At 72.8% G+C, this 18951-nt stretch carries 11 protein-coding genes; 2 read left to right on the top strand and 9 right to left on the bottom strand.

The features are described 5' to 3' along the window. Positions 1-37: 37 nt before the first annotated feature. The 6 genes from ACWD01_RS12445 to ACWD01_RS12470 form a co-directional block, all read right to left on the bottom strand. Positions 38-1849 (bottom strand): GMC oxidoreductase, encoded by a 1812-nt coding sequence (locus tag ACWD01_RS12445; RefSeq protein WP_451160885.1) that lies wholly within the window; start codon positions 1847-1849, stop codon positions 38-40. A 67-nt stretch (positions 1850-1916) separates the two neighbouring features. After that, positions 1917-3533, bottom strand: coding sequence for a succinic semialdehyde dehydrogenase (locus ACWD01_RS12450; RefSeq protein WP_451160887.1), 1617 nt, complete (start codon positions 3531-3533; stop codon positions 1917-1919). Positions 3534-3644: 111 nt separating this feature from the next. Next, positions 3645-5276 carry a serine/threonine-protein kinase gene (locus ACWD01_RS12455; protein ID WP_451160889.1) on the bottom strand — a complete coding sequence of 544 codons (1632 nt, stop codon included), beginning with the start codon at positions 5274-5276 and terminating at the stop codon, positions 3645-3647. A gap of 113 nt (positions 5277-5389) precedes the next feature. Then, on the bottom strand, positions 5390-8347 hold the full coding sequence (locus ACWD01_RS12460) for a protein kinase (protein WP_451160890.1): 2958 nt from the start codon (positions 8345-8347) through the stop codon (positions 5390-5392). Between the two features lie 127 nt (positions 8348-8474). Beyond that, positions 8475-11126: a protein kinase domain-containing protein gene (locus ACWD01_RS12465; protein WP_451160892.1), complete on the bottom strand. Its 2652-nt coding sequence runs from the start codon at positions 11124-11126 to the stop codon at positions 8475-8477. Positions 11127-11471: 345 nt separating this feature from the next. Further along, the gene (locus tag ACWD01_RS12470; RefSeq protein WP_451160894.1) at positions 11472-13178 is read right to left on the bottom strand and encodes a glycerol-3-phosphate dehydrogenase/oxidase; all 1707 of its coding nucleotides are present in this window, start codon (positions 13176-13178) and stop codon (positions 11472-11474) included. Between the two features lie 242 nt (positions 13179-13420). Between ACWD01_RS12470 and ACWD01_RS12475 the strand changes: the two genes are divergently transcribed. Both ACWD01_RS12475 and ACWD01_RS12480 read left to right on the top strand, forming a co-directional pair. After that, positions 13421-14644 (top strand): nucleotide sugar dehydrogenase, encoded by a 1224-nt coding sequence (locus tag ACWD01_RS12475; RefSeq protein ID WP_451160896.1) that lies wholly within the window; start codon positions 13421-13423, stop codon positions 14642-14644. A 135-nt stretch (positions 14645-14779) separates the two neighbouring features. Then, positions 14780-15298 (top strand): hypothetical protein, encoded by a 519-nt coding sequence (locus ACWD01_RS12480; RefSeq protein ID WP_451160898.1) that lies wholly within the window; start codon positions 14780-14782, stop codon positions 15296-15298. Positions 15299-15434: 136 nt separating this feature from the next. On the opposite strand, the gene ACWD01_RS12485 is transcribed toward ACWD01_RS12480, so the two are convergent. The 3 genes from ACWD01_RS12485 to ACWD01_RS12495 all read right to left on the bottom strand — a co-directional run bounded on the left by ACWD01_RS12485 (position 15435) and on the right by ACWD01_RS12495 (position 18903). Then, on the bottom strand, positions 15435-16559 hold the full coding sequence (locus ACWD01_RS12485; RefSeq protein ID WP_451160900.1) for a GuaB3 family IMP dehydrogenase-related protein: 1125 nt from the start codon (positions 16557-16559) through the stop codon (positions 15435-15437). Between the two features lie 109 nt (positions 16560-16668). Beyond that, positions 16669-18168 carry an IMP dehydrogenase gene (gene guaB, locus ACWD01_RS12490; protein ID WP_451160902.1) on the bottom strand — a complete coding sequence of 500 codons (1500 nt, stop codon included), beginning with the start codon at positions 18166-18168 and terminating at the stop codon, positions 16669-16671. A 147-nt stretch (positions 18169-18315) separates the two neighbouring features. After that, complete coding sequence (locus ACWD01_RS12495) at positions 18316-18903, bottom strand: sigma-70 family RNA polymerase sigma factor (protein ID WP_100108644.1); 588 nt, start codon at positions 18901-18903, stop codon at positions 18316-18318. Positions 18904-18951: the final 48 nt, after the last annotated feature.

Below are 18951 nucleotides of genomic sequence, written 5' to 3' on the forward strand. Positions count from 1 at the left end.
GGGTCGGGAGCGGGTCCGGAGCGCGTCCGGAGCGGGGTCACTTCTTCGGCGGGACCGCCGGCATGCCGAGGAACGGAAGCTTCAGCGCGCCGAACGCCTCGTCCGGAACGGCCGGGGACTTCGGTGCGACCGGGGACAGCCGCCGGTACTGCGCGTCCTGCGCCGGGCGCGGGTCCTCCTCGCCGTTGTTGGGCCAGAAGGACATCGCCCGCTCCGCCTGGGCGGTGATGGTCAGCGACGGATTGACGCCCAGGTTCGCCGAGACCGCGGCGCCGTCGACGACCGAGATGCCCGGGTGCCCGTACAGCCGGTGGTACGGGTCGATCACGCCGGTTTGCGGGGAGTCGCCGATCGGGCAGCCGCCCAGGAAGTGCGCGGTGAGCGGGGTGCCCATCAGTTCGCCGATGTTCGAGCCGGCGAAGCCGTTGATCTCCTCGGCGAGCAGCGAGGCCGCCCGCGTCGCCTCGGGGATCTGGGTCGGGTTCGGCGCGCCGTGGCCCTGGCGGGCGGTGAGCAGGCCCTTTCCGATGCCCTTCGGCTTGCGGTACGTGGTCAGCGAGTTGTCGAGGGACTGCATGACCAGACCGATGATGGTCCGCTCCGACCAGCGCCGGTTGGAGAGCGCGCGCATCGCGAGCCAGGGGTGCCTCGCCATGTTGCCGAGCCAGCCGGCGACCCGGCCCTTGACCCGGTAGGGGACCTGGAGGACGGTCATGCCGCCCATCGCGTTCGAGCCCCTGCCGTAGCGGACGGGCTCGATGTGGGTGTTCTCGTCGGGGTGGATGGACGAGGTGATGGCCACGCCCCGGGTGAAGTCGACCTTGTCCGCGCCGTGGCGCTTGCGGTAGCGCCGGTTGTCGGTCTGCGCGCCCACCAGCGCCTCGGAGTTGGTGCGGGTCAGCTCGCCGAGCCGTGACGAGAGATGCGGCAGCATCCCGCCGTCCTTCATCCGGTGCAGCAGCGTCTGCGTGCCGTACGTGCCGGCGGCGATGACGACCCGGCGGGCGGTGAACGTACGGCCCTTGCCCTTGCGCCGGTTGTCGCTCGGCAGGGTCCGGACCGCGAAGCCGCCACGGGAGTCCTCGGTGACGGCGACGACGGACGTCATCGGGTGGACGACGGCGCCCGCCTTCTCCGCGAGGTACAGATAGTTCTCGTTGAGGGTGTTCTTCGCGCCGCGCCGGCAGCCGGTCATGCACTCGCCGCACTCGCTGCACGCCGTGCGGGAGGGGCCCGCGCCGCCGAAGTACGGGTCGGCGACCTCCTCTCCGGGCCTCGCCTTCACCGTGCCGTCGGCGTCCTCGCCGTCGCCGAAGAACACGCCGACGGGGGCCATGTGGAAGCTGTCGCCGACGCCCATCGCCTCCGCGGTCGCCTTCAGATGCACGTCGGAGGGCGTCGTCGTCGGGTTGAGCCGCACGCCGAGCATCCGCCGGGCCTGGTCGTAGTACGGCTTCAGCTCGTCCTGCCAGTCGGTGATGTCCTTCCACTGCGGGTCGTTGAAGAACGGCGCGGGCGGGACGTAGAGCGTGTTGGCGTAGTTGAGCGAACCGCCGCCGACGCCCGCTCCGGCCAGCACCATCACCTTGCCGAGCAGATGGATGCGCTGGATGCCGAACAGGCCGAGGGCCGGGGCCCAGAGGTAGTTGCGCAGGTCCCAGGAGTTCTTCGGCAGGGACTCGCGGGTGAAGCGCCGGCCGGCCTCGAGCACGCCGACCCGGTAGCCCTTCTCGGTGAGGCGCAGCGCCGAGACGGAGCCGCCGAAGCCGGAGCCCACGACGAGCACGTCGTAGTCGTACGCTTCGCCGGCGCCCGCGTCCTGGTTCCGGGCAGGGGGTACCTCTGACATGGCTCTCCTCGTGAAATGTGCGGGCGTCAGGGGACGGGGGGCGGCGGGTCAGCGGGGGACGGGCCTGTCAGCGCAGGCGCAAAGCCTTCATCGCCCTGAGGCTGGTGCTCATGAACGCGGCGTACTTCTCGTCGTCCATGCCGAACGACGGGGCCAGCGGCATGAGCCGCTGCTGGGCCACGGTCTGCGCCTCCGTGTACTTGAGGATGCCCTCGGAGCCGTGGCGCCTGCCGAGGCCGGAGTCCTTCATGCCGCCCATCGGGGACTGGACGCTGCCGTACGCCGGTGCGTAGCCCTCGTTGATGTTGACGGTGCCGGAGCGCAGCCGGGCGGCGACGGCGTGACCGCGCCGGCCGTCCTTGGTCCAGACGCTGGAGTTGAGGCCGTACGGAGTGGCGTTGGCCCGCTCGATGACGTCGTCCTCGTCGGTGAAGCGGTAGACGGCGACGACCGGGCCGAAGGTCTCCTCCGTGCAGACGGCCATCGGCGCCTCGACGCCGTCGAGGATGGTGGGCTCGTAGAAGAGCGGACCGATGTCGGGGCGGGCGACTCCGCCCGCGACGAGCCTGGCGCCCTTGGCGACGGCCTCCTCGACATGGCGGGTGACGGTCTCGAGCTGGCGCTCGCCCACGAGGCAGCCCATGTCGGCGCCGTAGGCGAGGGAGTTGCCGAGCCGCATGGCCTTCGTACGGGCGGCGAACCGCTCGATGAAGTCGTCGGCGATCGACTCGTGCACGTACAGCCGCTCGATGGAGATGCAGAGCTGGCCCGCGGAGGAGAAGCAGGCGCGTACGGCGCCGGCGGCGGCCTTCTCCACGTCGGCGTCGTGGAGCACCAGCATGGCGTTCTTGCCGCCCAGTTCGAGGGAGACGCCCACCAGGCGGGCGGCCGCGCCCTGCGCCACCTCGCGGCCGGTGCGGGTGGAGCCGGTGAAGGAGACGTAGTCGGCGTGCTTCACGACCTCGGGCCCGACGACCGGGCCCTCGCCGAGGACGACCTGGAACACGTCTGCGGGCAGGCCCGCCTCGATCAGCAGGTCGCGCGCCCACAGGGCGGTGAGCGCCGTCTCGGTGTCGGGCTTCATGACGACGGCGTTGCCGCTGACGAACGCGGGCAGCGCGTCACCGACGGACAGCTCCAGCGGGTAGTTCCAGGGCGCGATCTGCCCCACCACACCGCGCGGGTGGCGCAGTTCGGTCGTCCTGGTGAGCACGGGGACCACGCCGGTGTGCCGCTTGGGCTTCAGGTACGAGGGGGCCTTGCGCCCGTAGTGGCGGGCGGCGACGGCGACGGCCAACACCTCCTCGTGGGCGTGCAGCCGGGCCTTGCCGGTCTCGAGCTGGATCAGGTCGAGGACCTCCGCCTGGCGGGCGAGGACCAGGTCGTGGAAGCGCAGCAGGACGGCCGCACGGGCCCGGACCGGGGTGGCGGCCCACGCCGTCTGCGCGGCGCGGGCGCGGGCGAAGGCCGCGGCCACGTCCTCGGGCGTCGACTCGGGGAGCTCGGCCAGTCGTTCGCCGGTGAACGGCGTGTGGTTGGCGGTGCGGCCGGAGCCGGTGACGCCCTTGGTGAGCCGGGCGACCACTTCCGGGGTCACCACGTCGGCGGCGGTGCGCGCGCCGGCCGGGGCGGCGGCGGTCGGGTTGGTGCCCAGGGCGGTGGCGGTGGCCTGCGAGTCCGTCATGGGGGCGAGAGTAGGCGTAGCGAAGCACTTTGGGTACCCGTCGGTAACACCTTTTCACCAGGTGTGCACGACCGCGCCAGCGATCACTGGCACATAAGCCCTGATCAGGGCCTATCCAGTGCTCGGAGGCCGCCATCCGCGCAGCATGATGTCGAACTGCTCACGTGTCGTCGTCCAGTCCTGCGCGGGGCCGGACATGTAGAGGGCGTACTCCGTGCCGTCGTCCTCGTAGTACATCTGGTCGATCGCCCGCCGCGGGCCGGGGTGCTCGGTGCCCTCCGTCCAGGTGAACTCCCAGAGTGCGGAGAGCGGCTGGTCCCGGAAGGTGTTGGGGTGCAGCAGCACACGGCCGTAGTCCGGCAGCCGCTTCTCCAGGCTCTTCTCCATGTCGAGCATGTGCATGTACGGGTTCTCGTGGTCGGGTGCCGGATCGATGCTGATGCGGATGCGGTGCCGGCCGTTGTCCGGCGTGTAGTCGATCTGGTTGCCGTCCATCTGGCGCCGCCAGCCGTCGGGCACCCAGAGGGCGAAGCCCTCCGGGTCGTCGACGCGCTCCCAGCCCTCCGGCAGTCCGGACGCGTCCGTGCCCGGGCTCTGCCTGGGCTTGTCGGCCGAAGGCTTGTCCGCCGACCGGTTGCCGCCGTCCCCGGCGTCCTTGCCCGCGTACTGCATCGCCAGGCCCGCGCCGCCGCCGACCACGGCCGCCAGGACCACGACGATCAGCGCCGTGCGTATCCGGCCGCCGCGACGGCCGGTGCCGGGCCCGCCCAGCGGCTCCGTCCGGAACTGCGGCGTACCGAACCCCGGTGCCGTGCCCGACTGCTGCTGCGGCTGCGGAGGAGCCGGCTGCGCCATCCGCTGCGTCGGCACCCGCACCGGGTGGCGCACCACCTCCGTGGCGTCTGGCGCCCGCCCCTCCATGGCCTCGGTCAGCATCCGCTCGGCCTCCGCCGCGGAAGGCCGCGCGGCCGGGTCCTTGCGCAGCAGCGCCATGATCACCGGCCCGAGCCGCCCCGCGCGCACGGGCGCCGGCGGCTCCTCGTCCACCACGGCCTGCATCGTCGCCAGCGGCGACGAACGCCGGAACGGCGACGTCCCCTCCACCGCGGTGAACAGCGTCGCACCCAGCGACCACAGATCGGAGGCGGGACCCGGGTCGTGGCCCCGTACCCGCTCGGGCGCGAGATAGTCGATCGACCCGACGATCTCGCCCGTCCTGGTGATCGTCGAGTCCCCCTCGATGGCCGCGATCCCGAAGTCCGTGATGAGCGCCCGGCCGTCCTTGGCCAGCAGTACGTTGGCGGGCTTGATGTCCCGGTGCAGCACCCCGGCGGCATGCGCGGCGCCCAGCGCCCGCAGGACGTCGAGACCGATCCGCGCCGCCTCCCGCTCGTCGATCCGCCCCGGCTCCTTGACGGCGTCCGCCAGCGAGGGCCCGTCCACGTACTGCATGACGATCCACGGCCGCGCGTCGTGCTCGAGCACGTCATGGACGGTGACGACCCCCGGATGGCTGATGCGCGCCGCCGCCCGCGCCTCCTTCTGGGTCCGGGCGTGCATGACGGCCCGGTCGGCCTCGGACACGTACAACCCCGCCGTCAGCTCCTTGACGGCGACCACCCTGTGCAACACCTCGTCATGGGCGCGCCAGACCTTGCCCATCCCGCCGCGTCCGAGGGTCTCGCCCAGCCGGTAGCGCCCGGCGAGCAGCAGACCGGTGCCTGAACTTCGAGTGTGTTCCACGTACCCCGCCCCGTTCCTTGGAGTGCCAGATTACGGACGGGGGGTACGGCCACGGAACCTCGGGCGCCTCAAGTGACCGCACTGTGATGCGCGTTGTGTGCGCGGCCGCGTACTCAGGGGCCGGGGCGGTAACTGCCGGTTGCCTGCTCGAAGATCTCGGTCACTTTGTCACGCTCCGCGTCCGGTCCGATCACCTGGACCACGTGGTACGAGCCGTCGACGGCGAACGCGAAGTTGCGCACGTACACCTCGCGGCCGTTGCTGTCCTGCCAGGTGAACTGCCCCTCCGCCATGGTCCTTCCGCCCACCTCGATACGGCGCAGCCCGCTCGCGCTGGCCCACGACGAGTCGCGGAAGGGCTGGAGCTCCGGCTCCTTGTCCCGCTGATAGGCCAGCGGGTCGTCGCCGTTCGCCTGCACGGTGTCCCGGCCGGGAACCACGATCAAGGCGAAGTCGCCGCCGGTGTAGCGGACTTGACCGGCGTCGTTGATCGGCCGGCGCTGCCAGGTCTTGTCGACGGCGATCCGGAAGCCCTCCGGGTCGTCGCGGAGCACATACCCGTCGGGGAGGTCGCCGGCCGGGGCGGACGTCTGGGGCTGCTGCGAACCGGGGGTGCCGCTGGGAGTGGGCGCGGGACTGTCCTCGCCGCCCGTGCGGCCGGGACTCGGACCGGCCTGCGACGGCTGCCCGCCCGTGTTCTGCTCCTGCGGCTGCTGTTCCTCGCCGGACTTCGGCATGAACAGCACCGCGTAGGCGACCGCGGCCGCCAGGGCGAGCAGGATCAGCAGCAGGAGCGTACGGCCGAGGGCGCGCGGCCGCCGTCCCGGATTCCCGTACGGCTCCCGGTACGGCGTGTCGCGCGGCGGCACCTCGTACGGCTCCTCGTACGCCCGTGCGGGCGGAGGGACTTCGGCGCGGGCCCCGCCGCGCTCGCGCCCCTTCGGCTTCTTGTGGCGGTGGCGGCCGTGCGCCGTGTCCGCCCTGCCGGACCGGCGTCTGCGGACGAGTTCGCCCCGCCGGCGCACGATCGGCAGCCGTGATCCGTCGACCGCCCCGGCCGGCAGCGGCACGACGTCCATCCCCGCCTCCGGCTCCGGGGCGGAGCGCACCAGTGAACGCAGCCAGCCGCGCAGTTCCTCGAAGTCCGGGCGTTCCGTGGGGTCCTGGCGCAGCAGCGACTCGACGACCGGCCGCAGCGGGCCGCACTCCTCGGCGAACGCGGGCGGCTCGGCGCACACCAGCTGGACCAGCTCGGCCGCGCTCTCCTCCGGATAGGGCGCGTGGCCCTGTACGGCCCGGTACAGCAGCGCACCCAGCGCCCACAGGTCGGTGGCCGGGCCGACCGGCGCGGCGAGCTGCCAGTTCTCGTGCACCGGCCCGGCCTGCTCGGGCGCCCACCGCTCGGTGACGGCGCCGACGACGGTGATCCGCGCCTGGCGGGCGCGCTCGGCGGCCAGCGGGGTGGCGGGGCCGCTGTACGCGGGCGGGCCGTCGCCGGCGACGGCACCGTCCCAGTGGCCGGAGGGCGCCGCGCTGCCGGCCACGGGACGGCGCTGCGCGTCGGCGCGCATGGCGTCACCGCTGCCGTGCCAGCTCCCGCCGGCCGCGCTCTCCGTACGCGCCGGGGGGAGAGCGGGCCGTGGTCCGCCCGAGTGCCTGTTGCCGGGGCCGCTGTCGGCGCGGGCGACGGGCAGCGCGGGCCGCACGCCGCCGCGCTCGCTGTCCGCCCGGCGCACGCCGTACGGGTCGTCGCGGTACGGGTCGTGGTCGCGCGCACCCGGCAGCGCGGGCCGGGCGCCGATGCCACGGGGGCCGCCGCCGCCCGCGACGGGCAGGGAGCCGGGGCCCTCGCGGCCGGGGAAGGGCGCGTCGTGCCAGGTGCCCGCGAGCCGGGCCCGGCCGGAGCCCTGCCCGTCCGGGTCGTCGCGGCCCTCGGCGCCGGGGTCGCGGGCCGGCCGGCCGTCGTGGCGGTACAGGTCGTCGGGGTCGTACCGGTCGTGGTCGCTGTCGTACCGGTCGTGGTCCTCACGGCCCGCGTCGGCAGCGTCGGTCCGACGCGGGACGCCGAAGTCCGGCTCCTCGAACTCCGCGTCGTCGTCCTCGTCCGGAACCCCGAGCCCGAGCAGGCCGCGGCGCCCCTCGTCGGGCCGGCGCGCCCACCAGTCGGGGTCGAGGCCGTCCTGCTCCAGAGGGTCGCGGCGGCGCGCCGCGTCCGGGTCCTCCGCGTGGCGCCGGTCCTCGCCCGTACGCGCCCCGGCCCGCGCCCCGGCGCGGTACGCCGCGATCGCGCCGGCCCGGGCGGCGCGCACGTCCGGCACCCCGGCCTGCGGTCGGCCCTGCTGGGGCAGCTCCAGATGCCCGGAGCCCCCGGGAGCCGGGCCGCCGCCGGGCTCGGCCACAACGTCGGCGGCGTCCGCGAACTCAGCCGCCGGTTCGGGCTCCGGCTCCAGTTCCGGCTCGGGTTCCGGCACGGGCGAGTACCCGCAGAGCGCCTCCTCCGCCGCGCCGGACGCCAGCCCGGTCAGCACGACGCGTCCGTCGTCGCAGACGAGCACCGTGCGGACGGTGATGTTGCGGTGGGTCCAGCCGTGCGCGTGCAGGACGCGCAGCGCGGTCAGCACGTCGGAGGCGATCTCGGCCGCCCGGTACGGGGTGAGGGGCTTCTCCGCGAGCAGTGCGGCCAGCGGCCGGGCCGAGACCCGCTCGCTCACTATCCACAGCGAGCCGTCCTCGGCGAAGACGTCGAAGACCTGGTCCAGCCGGGGGTGGTCGGGGATCTGCGCGGCCGCCTGCGCCGCCTCGACGGCCCGCAGCACCGCCGGGTCCGTGGGCCGGCGCGTCGTGCCGCCTCTGCCGCCGCCCCGGGCCTGCCGGGGCACGGCGGCCTGGGCGAGGCCGTCCCCGTCGAGCACCTCCGCGTCCACGACCTCGGGCAACGGGACCTGCCGCACCAGGACTTCGTGCCCGCTGTACGTGTCGAACGCACGGGTCTCCGCGAACTCGTACGCGTCGGAGGGCGGCAACGGCAGGCGGTAGCGGTCGGCCAGCACCCTGCCCGCATAGTCCTCCACGACGCCTCCCCACCAGCGCGCTGTCCCGGTCGGAACCGGAACCACGCACGAAGCCGTCAATTCCGGTCGCTCAGCGGCCCCTTGTGGCTGCGTACCGTCCGCGACCTCTCACGATACGTGCCCTCGGTCAATCCTTGGGGCTGAACGTGGCGAACGCCGTCTCACGCAGCGTCCTGCACGCCTCGCCGTCCCACTCGCTCGCCTTGCACGTGACCATGATCGAGTAGCCGCGCCGCGCGTCGACCTTGAAGCCCCTGTTGAGGATACGTACCCGCTGGCCGTTCTCGTTGCGCTCGAACTTCCAGTCCGCGACGGTCGGATAGCCCTTGTACTCGACCGGGCCTATGCCGAGGTGCTTGTAGCCGTTGCTCGTGGCGCTCACACCGGCGACCGCGGCCGACCATGCGGCGGCCGCGTCGTCCTTCGGGCTGTTGTTGAAGTCCACCTGGACCCGCGGGGTCCCGCCGTCCACGCTGAACTTGCCGCCCGAGTTCTGGCCCGCCACACCCGTGAGCTTGAAGTTCTTGGGCATGGCCATGGTGAAGTGCCAGCGGTCGTTGGAGACCATCACATAGCCGGCCGGCAGGGCGCCGCCGCCGACCGTGTCGTCGCCCTTGGGCTTGCCGGACGGCGTGCCGTCGGGCGAACCGGTGCCGCCGTCCGAGTCGTCCTTGCCCGCGTCGTCGTCCTCGCCGGTGTCGTCGTCGCCGCCGGGGCTCGCGTCGCTGCCCGTACCCGCGGTGGCCTTGTCCTCCCCACCACCGGCGGTGGAGCCGGCGGACGCGGCCGTGTCGTCCTTGCCCTTGCCCTGGTTCGCCGGGTCGTCGTCACCGTTGAAGGCGAAGACCAGCACCGTGGACAGTACGGCGAGCACGGCCACGACCGCGATGATCACCAGCGTGCGGCGCGGCACGACGTCGGTGAGCGGAGCGCGCGCCGGGGCGGGCCTGCCGGCCGGGGCGGGCTCCTGCTTCGACTCCGTCTTCACGGCGGCGGCCGCGTTGCGTACGGAACGGAGCGCGCCCCGCAGCCGGTCGGCGGCCGGGTCCTTCGGAACGGCGGGGGCCGCCGCGGGCGGGGGCGGCAGCGGTACGACACGCGTCGCCTCGGGCGACGGCTCGGGCACCGCGGGCGGCTCCGGCGCGTTCACCACCTGGGTCAGCAGAGCGCGGGCACCGGCGTCGTCCAGCCGCAGGGCGGGATCCTTGGCGAGCAGGCCGTAGATGACCTCCTCCAGCGGGCCCGCGTTCTTCGGCGGGTCGAGCGGCTCGGTCATCACGGCGGTCAGCGTCGCGATCGCCGAACCCTTGTCGTACGGCGGGGTGCCCTCGACGCTCGCGTAGAGCAGACCGCCGAGCGACCACAGGTCCGCCGCCGGGCCGGGCTTGTGGCCGCGGGCCCGCTCGGGCGAGATGTACGACGGGGCGCCGACGAGCATGCCCGTCGAGGTGATCGACGGGTCGCCCTCGACCTGGGCGATGCCGAAGTCGGTGAGCACGACACGGCCGTCGCGTCCGATGAGCACGTTGGACGGCTTCACGTCGCGGTGCAGGATGCCCTCGCGGTGCGCGGAGCGCAGCACGTCGAGTATCGCCAGGCCGACCTCGGCGGCCCGGCGCGGCGTGAGGATGCCGTCCTCCCGTACGACCTCGGCGAGGGACTTGCCCTCGACGAGCTCCATGACGATCCACGGGCGGTCGTCCTCGTCGACGACGTCGTAGACGGTCACGGCACTGTTGTTGCGGATACGGGCGATCGCCTTGGCCTCGCGCAGGGTGCGCGTGATGAGCCGGCGCTTCTCGTCGTCGTCGATGCTGTTGGGGAAGCGCAACTCCTTGACGGCGACCGTGCGGCCGAGGGTCTCGTCGACCGCCCGCCACACCGTGCCCATGCCGCCGCGCCCGAGAACGCCGCCGAGCCGGTAACGTCCGGCGAGCAGCCGCCCGTCGCTCCCGGTGGCCCCGCGCGCCTTGCCACCACTCGCGGCAGCGACCGCGGCCGCGCGCCCGGCACGGCCCGGCTGCTCCGCCGAAGCCGCCTTCGCCAGAACCGGCTTGGCGTCCTGCGGCTCCGGGGCGGCAGGCTTGGCGTCTTCCGACGCCTGGCCGACCGGCTTCGGGGAGGCCGGCTTCGGGCCGACCGGCTTCGGGCCGACCGGCTTCGGGCCGACCGGCTTCACGTCTGAAGCCTGCTGCGAGGCCGGCTTCGCGTCCTGCGGCTCCTCGCCGCCCGCCGCGGAAGGCTGTACTCCGGCCACCGCTGCGTCGTCCGTCGGGGCCGTGCCCTTGCCCGGCGCCGCCACGGCACCCGGCGCGTCGCCGGAGGTGGCCGAGGCGCGCGCGGCGGGCGCCTCGCGCGCCGACGTCCCGGGCGCCTCAGTGGCGTCCTGAGCCTCTGTCACGCTCCCGCCGGCAGAACCGCCCTCGGCCCCGTCGTCGCTGCCCTTCGCGTCCGACGCACCAAGCTCCGAAGCGCCCTTGTCCGAGGAGACGTCGACACTCGTGTCCGGAGCCGCGGCAGCACCCGCGTCCGGGCCCGATTCCTCGGCGCGGTCCGTGCTGCCGGCTCCCGTGGCCTCCGCAGCGGCCACAGCGTCCTCGTCCTCGCGCACCGCCTTCGGGGCCGAGGTGGAGACGGCCGTGCCCGAGGCTGCCCCGCCCGAGCCGGAACCGGCGCCCCCACCGGCCGGGCCGGCTTCCGCGCCCGCGGCAGAACCCGCATCCCCGCCGGTGAAGCCGGCCCCCCGCTGGGGCTCCCGCGACTGCTCAGCCTCCGACATGCGTCCCCTCTGCGATCCCTGATCTTCGCCCGCGCCTGCCGCTCTCCGCGCGATGCGGTAACCCGCCCTGGAAGAGCGCCCATTGTCTCTCACTCCGGGACCGGTACGTCGTCCGGGTCCACCCAGTGGCACCCGGGACGCGCACGGGTGCGCCACCCACCACGCCGTCACCCCGGGTGAAACCCACCCCCGTACTGGTCGGGGCTCTGCCCGGTTCGCCCAACAGGACCCGCACCGGGCCGGTTTACGCCGTATCAGGGTCGGCGGAGGACCGTGCCCGGCCGCCTGCGCGGGACACCAGGACCACGCCGGGACCCGCACGGCCCCGGCGTCGACGGGCCCCGGTCAGAGCGGCACGATCTCCGGCGCCCCCAGCCGGGCCGCGTCCGCGGTCAGGTCGTCCGGCTGCCGCTGCGACTCCCGTTCCGCCTCCACCCGCTTCTCGTAGTGCTCGACCTCCTTCTCGATCTGCGCGTTCTCCCAGCCGAGGACCGGAGCCATCAACTCGGCGCACTCACGGGCGCTGCGCGTCCCCCGGTCGAACGTCTCGATCGAGATGCGCGTGCGCCGCGTCAGCACGTCGTCCAGGTGCCGGGCCCCCTCGTGCGACGCGGCGTAGACGATCTCGGCCCGCAGATAGTCGTCCGCTCCGGCGATCGGGTCGCCGAGCGTCGGATCCTCGGCGACGAGGGCGAGCAGTTCCTCGGCCAGTGCGCCGTAGCGGTTCAACAGGTGCTCCACCCGCACCACATGGAGGCCGGTCCGCGCGGCGATCCTCGCCCGGGCGTTCCACAGGGCGCGGTACCCCTCGGCGCCGAGCAGTGGCGTGTCCTCGGTGACGCACTCGGCCACCCGCTGGTCGAGGCCGTGCACCGCCGCGTCCACGGCGTCCTTCGCCATCACCCGGTACGTCGTGTACTTGCCGCCGGCCACGACCACGAGGCCCGGCACGGGGTGCGCCACCGTGTGCTCGCGCGACAGCTTGCTCGTCGCGTCCGACTCGCCGGCGAGCAGCGGCCGCAGCCCCGCGTACACCCCTTCGACGTCGTCCCGGGTGAGCGGCACGGCCAGCACCTCGTTGACGTGCTCCAGCAGATAGTCGATGTCGGCGCTGGAGGCGGCCGGATGCGCCTTGTCGAGGTCCCAGCCGGTGTCCGTGGTGCCGACGATCCAGTGCCGTCCCCACGGGATGACGAACAGCACGGACTTCTCGGTCCGCAGGATCAGCCCGGTCGTGGAGTGGATCCGGTCCTTGGGCACGACCAGATGGATGCCCTTGGACGCCTTCACATGGAACTGCCCGCGCTCCCCGATCAGCGCCTGCGTGTCGTCCGTCCACACGCCGGTGGCGTTGACGATCTGCCGGGCCCGGATCTCGTACTCCCCCCCGGCCTCGACGTCGAGCACCCGGGCCCCTACGACCCGCTCGCCCTCCCGCAGGAAGCCGACCACCCTGGCGCGGCTGGCGACCTGCGCCCCGTAACTCGCGGCCGTACGCACCAGGGTCGTGACGAAGCGCGCGTCGTCCATCTGGGCGTCGTAGTACTGCAGGGCGCCGACCAGGGCGTCCTTCTTCAGGGCGGGCGCGACGCGCAGGGCGCGCCGTCGGGAGAGGTGGCGGTGGACGGGCAGCCCCCGCCCGTGGCCCGAGGACACCGACATCGCGTCGTACAGCGCGACGCCCGAGCCCGCGTACATCCGCTCCCAGCCCTTGTGCTGGAGCGGATAGAGGAACGGCACCGGCTTGACCAGATGCGGGGCCAGCCGCTCCAGCAGCAGGCCGCGCTCCTTGAGCGCCTCTCTGACCAGGGCGAAGTCGAGCATTTCCAGATAGCGCAGGCCGCCGTGGATCAGCTTGCTCGACCTGCTGGAGGTGCCGGACGCCCAGTCGCGCGCCTCCACCAGACCGGTGAGAAGCCCTCGTGTCGCGGAATCGAGCGCGGTGCCGGCCCCGACCACGCCGGCGCCCACCACCAGCACGTCCAGTTCCCGCTCGGCCATCCCGGCCAGCGCTTCCGCGCGCTCCGCGGGTCCCAGTGTCGCTGTCCTCACTGCTGCCTCCCGTCGCCCCCGTGCTTTTCCTGCGGTCGGTCTCACAACGTCGAACTCACACGTCGATTCTGTCCGCAGTCGCCGACTTCAGCCACCGCCTGTGGATAACACTCGGACGGCCACGAGCCCGCAATCCGACAGAACGGTCATATTTACGCCTAGTCTGACATTGCGCCCGCCCGTTCTGCCCACAGGGCTTGCGCTCACTGTCCCCATCGGCTACGGGAAGGACGGCCACAGCCATGCCCGCCGATCTCGCCGTCATCGGACTCGGCCACCTCGGCCTGCCGCTCGCCCAGGCCGCCGTGGCCGCAGGCATCGAAACCATCGGCTACGACCCCGACCCACGCCGGCTCACGGAACCCACCGCCGGAGTGACGGCCGCCGACATCCGGCGCATGCTCTCCGGCGGATTCCGCAACGTCACCGACCCGGCCGAACTCGGCCGCGTACGCACCGCCGTCATCTGCTCGCCCACGCCCATGGGCGCGGACGGCGCGCTGGACCTGACGCCGCTCGCCGACGCCGCACGGGCGCTCGCGTCCCGGCTGCGGCCGCACACCACGGTCCTGTTGGAGTCGGCCGTCGAGCCCGGCACCACGGAGGACTTCCTGCGGCCCCTTCTCGAAGAGGGCTCCGGACTGCGCGCGGGCCGGGACTTCCACCTGGCCTACTCCCCCAGCCGCACCGACCCCGGCCGCCGGACCCACGGCCACGCCAACACCCCGAAGGTCATCGGCGGACTGACCCCCGCCTGCACGGAGTCCGCGGCCGCGTTCTACGCCCGGCTGACCGACAAGGTGGTCCGCGCGCGCGGGCTGCGTGAGGCCGAGACCGTCAAGGTCCTCGAGACCAACTTCCGGCACGTCAACATCGCGCTGGTCAACGAGATGGCGGTGCTCTGCCACGACCTCGGCGTCGACCTCTGGGACGTCATCCGCTGTGCCGAGACCAAGCCCTTCGGCTTCCAGGCCTTCCGCCCGGGCCCCGGCGTCGGCGGCCACGGCGTCCCCCTCGACCCCGGCCATGCCCCGGGCCGCGCCCTGCGCATGGTCGGCCTCGCCCAGGAGATCAACGCCCGGATGCCGCAGTACGTCGTCCGCCGCTGCGCCACCCTCCTCAACGAACACGGCAAGTCGGCCCGCGGCGCCCGCGTCCTGCTCCTCGGCGTCACCTACAAGCCGGACCTCGCCGACCTGCAGGGCTCCCCGGCCACCGAGATCGCCCGCCGCCTGATGGATCTGGGCGCGTCCGTCAGCTACCACGACCCCTACGTCCCGGACTGGCGCGTCGGCGAACTCCCCGTCCCCCGCGCCGACTCGCTGTACGAGGCGGCCGCCGCCGCGGACCTGACGGTCCTGGTGCAGCACCACCGCACCTACGATCTCCAGGGCCTCGCCGTGAAGGCCCAACTCCTGCTGGACACAAGGGGGGCGACTCCGGCGGGCGCGGCGCACCGCCTCTGACGCCCTTTCGGAACCTGACGCCGCCCTCACACCGGCCATACAACCGAATATCGCTCTGTCGGACCGGACTGCTAGTCTCCGGGACCGCCGCTCGCACGATCGTGCGACGCGCTCGATCCCAGGGGGAATTCCACCATGAGCCAGCCCGTCCCGCCGCCGTCCGGCAACCCGTTCGCCGGTGGCGACCAGTTCGCACCCGCCCCGCCGCCGGCCCCCGTCCGCAACAACCTCGGCCTCGGCCTCGCAGCCGGCCTCGCAGCCGCCGTCGTCGGCGCCCTCGCCTACGGCGGCGTGATGCGCGCGCTGGCGAACGAGGACGGCAGCTACACGGAGATCGGCTACGCGGCCCTCGCCGTCGGCGCGCTCGTCGGCTTCGCGCTCGGCAAGGTCGGCGGCCGGAACCCGATCCTGCCGCTGATCGGAGTCCCGCTGGCGCTGGTCGCCGTCTTCTGCGGCCAGCTCTTCGGCTTCGCCCTGATGATCAGCTGGTGGTCGGAGGCATCGCCCGACCCGCTGACCGTCACCGAGATCCTGACGTCGAACCTCGGCGACCTGATCGAAGGCTGGAAGGAAGAGGCGGAGGCCATGACCTACCTCTTCCTCGGCATCTCGGGTGTCGCGGGCTACACCATCACCAAGAAGGTCGCGGGCTGACCCTGCGAACCGAGTGGGGCCCGGCATCGGACGATGCCGGGCCCCACTCGTGCGCGTCCTGCCGGCGGCCGCCGGAGCAGCACGAAGGGGCCCGACGCACCTGGCGGTGCATCAGGCCCCTTGACTGCCAACGGCGTCAGCGGCTGTGCTGCGAGTCCGCCACCGTGACCTCGACGCGCTGGAACTCCTTGAGCTCGCTGTAGCCCGTCGTCGCCATCGCGCGGCGCAGGGCGCCGAAGAAGTTCATCGAACCGTCCGGGGTGTGTGAGGGACCGGTGAGGATCTCCTCCGTGGTGCCCTCGATGCCCAGGTCCACCAGCTTGCCGCGCGGCACGTCCTCATGGACGGCCTCCATGCCCCAGTGGTGGCCCTTGCCCGGCGCGTCCGTGGCGCGGGCCAGCGGCGAGCCGATCATGACCGCGTCGGCGCCGCAGGCGATCGCCTTCGGCAGGTCGCCGGACCAGCCGACGCCGCCGTCCGCGATGACGTGCACGTACCGGCCGCCGGACTCGTCCATGTAGTCGCGGCGGGCCGCGGCCACGTCGGCGACGGCGGTCGCCATCGGGACCTGGATGCCCAGCACGTTGCGGGTGGTGTGCGCGGCGCCGCCGCCGAAGCCCACCAGGACACCCGCCGCGCCGGTGCGCATCAGGTGCAGCGCCGCGGTGTACGTGGCGCAGCCGCCGACGATGACCGGGACGTCGAGCTCGTAGATGAACTGCTTCAGGTTCAGCGGCTCGGCGGCGCCGGAGACGTGCTCGGCGGAGACGGTCGTGCCGCGGATGACGAAGATGTCGACGCCCGCGTCGACGACGGCCTTCGAGAACTGCGCGGTGCGCTGCGGGGAGAGCGCGGCGGCGGTGACGACACCGGAGTCGCGCACCTCCTTGATGCGCTGCCCGATCAGCTCCTCCTTGATGGGAGCCGCGTAGATCTCCTGCAGCCTGCGGGTGGCGTTCGCCTCGTCCATCTCGGCGATCTCGTCGAGCAGCGGCTGCGGGTCCTCGTACCGGGTCCACAGGCCCTCGAGGTTCAGTACGCCCAGGCCGCCCATCTCGCCGATCCGGATGGCGGTCTGCGGGGAGACCACGGAGTCCATCGGAGCGGCCAGGAAGGGCAGCTCGAAGCGGTAGGCGTCGATCTGCCAGGCGATCGAGACCTCCTTCGGGTCCCGCGTACGCCGGCTCGGTACGACGGCGATGTCGTCGAACGCGTACGCCCGGCGGCCGCGCTTGCCGCGCCCGATCTCGATCTCAGTCACGTGTGTGGCCTTTCCTTCTGCATCTGCGCCAGTGCGCTACCAGTATCCCCGACGCACACGTGAGGGGCGGCCCCGGCAACCCCCGAGACCGCCCCTGGCACGTGTCGGACTACTTCCTGCTGTAGTTCGGCGCCTCGACCGTCATCTGGATGTCGTGCGGGTGGCTCTCCTTGAGACCCGCCGAGGTGATCCGCACGAACCGGCCCTTGCTCTCCATCTCGTCGACGGTGGCCGCTCCGACGTAGCCCATGGTCTGGCGCAGACCGCCGACCAGCTGGTGGAGCACCGCGGAGAGCGGGCCGCGGTAGGGCACCTGGCCCTCGATGCCCTCGGGGACGAGCTTGTCGTCGGAGGCCACCTCGGCCTGGAAGTAGCGGTCCTTGGAGTACGAGCGGCCCTGGCCGCGCGACTGCATGGCGCCGAGCGAACCCATGCCCCGGTACGACTTGAACTGCTTGCCGTTGATGAAGAGCAGCTCGCCGGGGGACTCCTCGCAGCCGGCGAGGAGGCTGCCCAGCATGACCGTGTCGGCGCCGGCCGCGAGGGCCTTGCCGATGTCGCCGGAGTACTGCAGGCCGCCGTCGCCGATGACCGGGACGCCCGCCGCCCGGGCGGCCAGCGCCGCTTCGTAGATCGCGGTGACCTGCGGGACGCCGATGCCGGCGACCACCCGGGTGGTGCAGATGGAGCCGGGTCCGACACCGACCTTGACGCCGTCCACGCCCGCGTCGATCAGGGCCTGGGCGCCGTCGCGGGTGGCCACGTTGCCGCCGATGACGTCGACGCCGACGCTCGACTTGATCTTCGCCATCCAGTCGAGGGCGTTGCTGTTGTGCCCGTGCGAGGTGTCGACGATCAGGAAGTCGACGCCCGCGCCGGCCAGCGCCTGGGCCCGCTCCAGGGCCTCCGGGCTGGCGCCGACGGCCGCGCCGACGAGCAGCCGGCCCTCGGCGTCCTTCGCCGCGTTCGGGTACTGCTCGGCCTTGACGAAGTCCTTGACCGTGATCAGGCCCTTGAGGATGCCCGCGTCGTCGACCAGCGGAAGCTTCTCGATCTTGTGGCGGCGCAGCAGCTCCATGGCGTCCACGCCGGAGATGCCGACCTTGCCGGTGACCAGCGGCATCGGGGTCATGACCTCGCGCACCTGGCGCGTACGGACCGTCTCGAAGGCCATGTCGCGGTTGGTGACGATGCCGAGCAGCTTGCCGTTGGCATCCGTGACCGGCACTCCGCTGATTCGGAACTTGGCGCACAGGGCGTCGGCCTCGGCGAGCGTGGCATCGGGGTGGACCGTGATCGGGTCGGTGACCATGCCGGACTCGGACCGCTTGACCAGGTCGACCTGGTTCACCTGGTCCTCGATGGACAGGTTGCGGTGCAGCACGCCCACGCCGCCCTGGCGCGCCATCGCGATCGCCATGCGGGACTCGGTGACCTTGTCCATCGCCGCCGAGAGCAGCGGGATGTTCACCCGGACGTTCCGCGAGACACGGGACGAGGTGTCGACCGCGTTGGGCAGCACTTCCGACGCACCCGGCAGCAGAAGCACATCGTCGTAGGTCAGCCCGAGTGTCGCGAATTTCTCGGGCACTCCGTCGACGTTGGTCATGACACCTTCCCCAAATGGCCTTGATCCCTGCGGATGTCCATGCTAACGGCCCGAGACGCCGTCTCATTCCACGATCAAGATCGATGAACAGCTTTGGACGTTCGCACGACTCGCCACTGAGTCATACGGAACAGGCCGGCGACCGGTTCACTGCTCCGCCAGCGCCCGCAGCCGGCTGAGCGCGCGGTGCTGTGCGACCCGGACGGCGCCGGGCGACATCCCCAGCATCTGACCGGTCTCCTCCGCGGTCAGCCCGACGGCGACCCTGAGCACCAGCAGCTCCCGCTGGTTCTCCGGCAGATTGGCGAGCAGCCTCTTGGCCCACTCGGCGTCGTCGCTGAGCAGCGCCCGCTCCTCCGGACCGAGCGAGTCGTCGGGCCGCTCCGGCATCTCGTCGGACGGCACGGCCGTCGACCCCGGATGGCGCATCGCCGCCCGCTGCAGATCGGCGACCTTGTGGGACGCGATGGCGAAGACGAAGGCCTCGAAGGGCCGCCCGGTGTCCTTGTAGCGCGGCAGCGCCATCAGCACCGCGACGCAGACCTCCTGGGCGAGATCCTCGACGAAGTGCCGCGCGTCACCCGGCAGCCGGCTGAGACGCGAGCGGCAGAAACGCAGCGCGAGCGGATGCACATGCGCCAGCAGGTCGTGCGTCGCCTGTTCGTCGCCGTCGACGGCACGGTGCACGAGTGCCCCGATGGCCCCCTGGGCGGTCACCGCCTCGTCGTCGCGCATCGGTCCATGGTGCCCTGGACCGCGATCGTCCGCGGCACCGCGTCCCGT

This window comes from Streptomyces sp. NPDC002835, assembly GCF_053591995.1.

Coding starts and splice junctions, on each gene's coding strand:
- ACWD01_RS12445 (WP_451160885.1), bottom strand. CDS start 1,849: ATGTCAGAGGTACCCCCTGCCCGGAACCAGGACGCGGGCGCCGGCGAA.
- ACWD01_RS12450 (WP_451160887.1), bottom strand. CDS start 3,533: ATGACGGACTCGCAGGCCACCGCCACCGCCCTGGGCACCAACCCGACC.
- ACWD01_RS12465 (WP_451160892.1), bottom strand. CDS start 11,126: ATGTCGGAGGCTGAGCAGTCGCGGGAGCCCCAGCGGGGGGCCGGCTTC.
- ACWD01_RS12475 (WP_451160896.1), top strand. CDS start 13,421: ATGCCCGCCGATCTCGCCGTCATCGGACTCGGCCACCTCGGCCTGCCG.
- ACWD01_RS12480 (WP_451160898.1), top strand. CDS start 14,780: ATGAGCCAGCCCGTCCCGCCGCCGTCCGGCAACCCGTTCGCCGGTGGC.
- guaB (WP_451160902.1), bottom strand. CDS start 18,168: ATGACCAACGTCGACGGAGTGCCCGAGAAATTCGCGACACTCGGGCTG.
- ACWD01_RS12495 (WP_100108644.1), bottom strand. CDS start 18,903: ATGCGCGACGACGAGGCGGTGACCGCCCAGGGGGCCATCGGGGCACTC.